Source organism: Rhizobium mesoamericanum STM3625, assembly GCF_000312665.1.
Taxonomy (GTDB): domain Bacteria; phylum Pseudomonadota; class Alphaproteobacteria; order Rhizobiales; family Rhizobiaceae; genus Rhizobium; species Rhizobium mesoamericanum.
The window spans coordinates 105,121-108,298 of the sequence record NZ_HF536774.1; the positions used below are offsets into that span (position 1 = coordinate 105,121).

The following is a 3,178-nucleotide window of genomic DNA, read 5'->3' on the forward strand; positions in this document are numbered from 1 at the left end:
GATGGAAATCGTCAAGCGCTCGGACCATGCGAAAGCCTTCACCGTCCTGCCGCGCCGCTGGGTGGTGGAGCGGACTTTCGCATGGCTCGGCCGCTGCCGACGACTGGCTAAGGATTGGGAGAGATCAATCGCATCCGCCGAGGCATGGATCACCATCGCTCACATCCGAATGCTAACACGCCGCCTCGCAAGATACCGATATCGCTGAATTCTTTTTGAGTCAGCCTCTAAGAGAAAAATGACAATAAGCAAACACAACCGTTCATTTCATTAATGGCCTACTTATTTATAACAAACCATTACAGAAAGCCCGCTGCTATGACGAGCGCTACGACAGCATTAAGAGCTTACAGCGGAAACAAGCACATGCAAAACAAGAAGAAACACAACAACACAACAAACGCAGGCCAATATACGGCGAACTTGAGATCAAGCCGCTATCGCTTTCCCCCATGAGATCACGTCGAACCCCTGATCGCCAGCGCCTTCTTTAACAGCGATGTACCAGTTGAGCCCGGCATCGACGACATCACGCGGAGCGTTAGCCGGACGCGAGGCCAATAGCCTGTAGGCGATGCCTGTAAGGCTACGGTTTGCAGCACAAAGGCGTGCGTGTGCCTCAGTCATGTAGTAGTACTGGAGCGAAACTTCAGTCCCAATATGATTTTTGTACATTATCCTGCGGGCTTCGATCATGGAGGTCAGCGATTCGGGAACGGAACATTTGATTGGTTCGCCAGTGACCCACGCCATTGTGAGAGCCGCTGAATTGTGCTTCGGGATGGAAGAAGGAACGTTTGTGGTGTTCGGCGAGAGTAAGGATGGACACAGAGGAGATTTGATTGTCCGTGGTGAAATGTGAGGTCGAAATAAGGCTTATATTGAGAGGGGCGCTCTTCTTTATTGGACCGCAATTTTTATAATCTCCAAGCGGCACAGTTGTTGCCGTTTCGGTTGCGATAAAGGGCGGCTTTTGGATGCACGTGTGCCTCTTAGGACCTTCGAGCGTGAGTTTTGGACGATTAAGTCCACTCCTGAGCATTCAAAGACCGGACGGCTTGTTGGTCGTTCTTATTGGGCCACACTTTTTAAGGTGACATCCGATGGCTTTTCGCAGCAGGGAAGAGGTCTTCGGCCGCGGTGACCAATAATGTGATCTTTCCCCGAAACTGATTTGCCGGTGACAACGAGTCTCTGTCACTTTCTGTTATCGTTATCAGTGAGCGGCACCATTCTGGCTCTCCCAGAATTCGTAGGGGTAACTCGCTCTTAAAATGAATGTGACGTTTTGTTGACTTACTGAGCGAATTATTGGGTGGCACGTGTGGGCGCCGGAAGTTGTCATTTTCTGTGTCGCACGACATATGACGTCGTTGTCAGTCTACTTCGAGAGGTCTGCCCGCCGCAGTGATTTATTGCCCGCGGATACCAATAGCGCTTGCAAAAAATATGCATTAGTATAACAACAGCAATGGCAAGGTTTGCAAGACAAGGGAAACTAGAGCAACGGATTAACAAACGATGCTCTTCCTGATTGGACCGCATTTTTATAATATTGAAAAGGTCCAGTTGTTGCCGTTTCGGTGCAATAAAAGGCATCCTTTAGACGTGTCCATTCGGTCGCATAGAGTCGCAGCTTCCGTGCAGTTCAAAGGGCACAACTTTAACGTTTTACAAAGGGCGGCCGGATTGCCAAGTCAACAACCCGTCACATCATTTTCACTCATAAATCATACCGACGTGGATAGGACGTTATCTGTCCGTCCCTAGAGGTAACAAAATAATAAATTATGCAGAAGCAAGTGTGACAAGTCGGAATTAGATTCATTGAATATTGCAACAACATTGGGACACCATTACAATGGTGCTGAACTCAGGCAGATGGGTTGAAAATAAGCTTAACATTACAAGTATATAAGTTCGACGATATTTGTACATACACGACAGCGTACTATTAATGAATATGCGTATATTAAGATTCTGCTTATCGCCACGTCTTGGTGCACCTAATTGCGCGTCCAGTCGTTCGTAAAAAATGACTAAATGCAATCAGAAATAATATATACATGCAAACTGGCCTGGCTTTTAATTGAATTTAAAGAGCAGTACAACAACATGACGCCGCTGGCGCAAAAGCAAGAAATAACAACAAAAAAAGATAAATAACAAAAACGGTACACAAATACTATAACAAGCAAACGAAACGGACGTAAACATTGCGATGAGGGCCATGACCAGCACGGCGTGTTGGCTGCGAGGGTGACACCACTACTCCCAACCAGTTGCAGTCGGCCAGTCAGTGTTAGAAGTGCTGGGCCCAGGCCAACTCATCTCTCCATGGGCCACGATGTCGAAGTGCCCTCTTGTTATACAGCGGGTCCATGTACCGTCTCCTTCTGCAGTGAAGCGGTCAGTGGGAAAGATAGCGAGGAAAGACTGCACGTCCTCACGCCACACTGTATTGCACCCTTGCTGCTGGTACTTACTAACTACAGATTTAGGAGTGATCCACGGATCGTATGGAGAGAGTTCGAACGCCAGCACCACCCCAGGAAAATATTTAGTTGGGACTGCTTCTAAGTTCCTGTTTTCAACACAGGGCTGTACAAATTCTGTGGGCAAATAGGCATACAAGAGGGCGGGATCTGCAGGGATGCGATTAAGCTCGATCGTTTCCCTATAGCCGAACATTGGAGTTGCGGTCATACAGGGCAGCGTTTCGAGTGCCCCAAAATCTCTTGGAGGAAGTCCCGCAGCTTGTTCATGAATCCGCGCCTCAGCCAGCCACTTGACCTGAGCCTTCATGACCTGCTTGAGGTAAGCACGATATTTTTTGACTGCCCCCTTAAGGCCTTCGCAGAGCTCGTTTTTGGGCAACCCCGTCAGGCAGATGCTGTCAAAGCTGGGGCGCGTGTAGGTTGGATAGTTGTCTGCCATGGTGAAGGTATGATGGAAGATAAGAGTTTGGTTTATATAGAATGAGGAGAGTTGATTGTGTGGTGGGTGCACTGAGGAAATGAGACTTATATAGAGAGGGGCTCTTCCTTATTGGACCGCATTTTATAATATTGAAAGGTCCGGGTGTTGCCGTTTCGGTGCAATAAAATGCATCCTTTGGACGTGTCCATTCGGTTGCATAGAGTCGCAGCTTCCTTCCGTGCAGTTCAAAGGGCACTAC

3 protein-coding genes are annotated in these 3,178 nt (G+C 48.2%); 1 reads left to right on the plus strand and 2 read right to left on the minus strand.

Annotated elements, in window-relative coordinates; translation table 11 throughout:
- The coding region (locus BN77_RS32755) for an IS5/IS1182 family transposase (protein ID WP_007538660.1) at nucleotides 1-208 on the plus strand (208 nt) is incomplete at its 5' end.
- A 221-nt stretch (nucleotides 209-429) separates the two neighbouring features.
- Here BN77_RS32755 and BN77_RS28070 read toward each other — a convergent pair.
- Nucleotides 430-675, minus strand: coding sequence for a hypothetical protein (locus BN77_RS28070; RefSeq protein WP_244426269.1), 246 nt, complete (start codon nucleotides 673-675; stop codon nucleotides 430-432).
- 1,593 nt (nucleotides 676-2,268) lie between these two features.
- Nucleotides 2,269-2,937 carry a RolB family protein gene (locus BN77_RS28075; RefSeq protein ID WP_040678974.1) on the minus strand — a complete coding sequence of 223 codons (669 nt, stop codon included), beginning with the start codon at nucleotides 2,935-2,937 and terminating at the stop codon, nucleotides 2,269-2,271.
- Between the last annotated feature and the right edge of the window lie 241 nt (nucleotides 2,938-3,178).